The sequence below is a fragment of the Yersinia sp. Marseille-Q3913 genome, from assembly GCF_963892745.1.
Taxonomy (GTDB): Bacteria; Pseudomonadota; Gammaproteobacteria; order Enterobacterales; family Enterobacteriaceae; genus Yersinia; species Yersinia bercovieri.
Genome location: NZ_CAWQAF010000075.1, coordinates 1 through 1,142, shown reverse-complemented (window position 1 = coordinate 1,142; position 1,142 = coordinate 1). Strand labels below are relative to the sequence as shown.

The window sequence follows — 1,142 nt, the reverse complement described above, 5'->3', positions numbered from 1 at the left end:
TCCCCATGCGAGAGTAGGACACTGCCAGGCATCAAATCAAGCCGAGACCCCATGCAAAAGCGTGGGGTTTTTGCTTTTCTGCTATGTAAAAAAGTAAAAAATCTACCCTGATGGGTAGCCTTTTTTGCTTATGATTTTTAACAAAGTGCGACTTGAGCATGAGATGTGACAAATTGCGAATGCAGTTTGAACAGCGGCTGCGCTGGCCCGAAGGGGTGAGGCACATCCTAGAGTTGAGACGAATAGAGACTGTAATTTAAATTGTGTATCTGCCTGTTTTTGATATGTTCACTCCAACAACGGAGACAGGCAAATTATGGACGAAAAGAAACTAAAAGCGCTGGCTGCCGAACTGGCTAAAGGCCTTAAAACCGAAGCTGATCTTAACCAGTTTTCCCGTATGCTGACGAAGTTGACCGTCGAAACAGCGCTCAATGCTGAGCTGACTGACCATCTCGGGCATGAAAAAAATGCACCCAAAAAAGGCTCTAATACCCGTAATGGTTACTCGTCAAAAAACCTACTTTGCGATGACGGCGAGATTGAGCTGAACACGCCTCGTGATCGTGAAAATACCTTTGAACCTCAGTTAATTAAGAAAAACCAGACGCGTATCACGCAGATGGACAGCCAGATCTTATCCCTGTATGCCAAAGGGATGACCACGCGCGAAATCGTCGCCACCTTCAAAGGGATGTACGACGCCGACGTGTCGCCCACGCTGATATCTAAAGTCACTGATGCCGTTAAAGAGCAGGTTACTGAGTGGCAAAACCGACAACTTGATGCGCTGTATCCCATTGTTTATATGGACTGTATCGTCGTGAAAGTTCGGCAGAATGGCAGCGTAATAAACAAAGCCGTTTTCCTGGCACTGGGCATCAACACCGAAGGCCAGAAAGAATTACTGGGTATGTGGCTGGCCGAAAATGAAGGCGCAAAGTTCTGGCTGAGTGTGCTGACAGAGCTTAAAAATCGTGGGCTTCAGGACATCCTGATTGCTTGCGTGGACGGTCTGAAGGGCTTCCCGGATGCGATAAACAGTGTCTACCCGCAGACACATATCCAGCTGTGCATCATCCATATGGTGTCAATTATGGTCTAAAAGTGAGCCACAGTTATGCTTTAAAAGTGCGCCACTT

General features: G+C 47.1%; 1 pseudogene. It reads left to right on the top strand.

Going from position 1 to position 1,142, the window contains the following annotated elements:
* Positions 1-316 precede the first annotated feature (316 nt).
* A pseudogene (locus AACW11_RS18175) lies at positions 317-1,090 on the top strand (IS256 family transposase); the annotation flags it as partial.
* Positions 1,091-1,142: the final 52 nt, after the last annotated feature.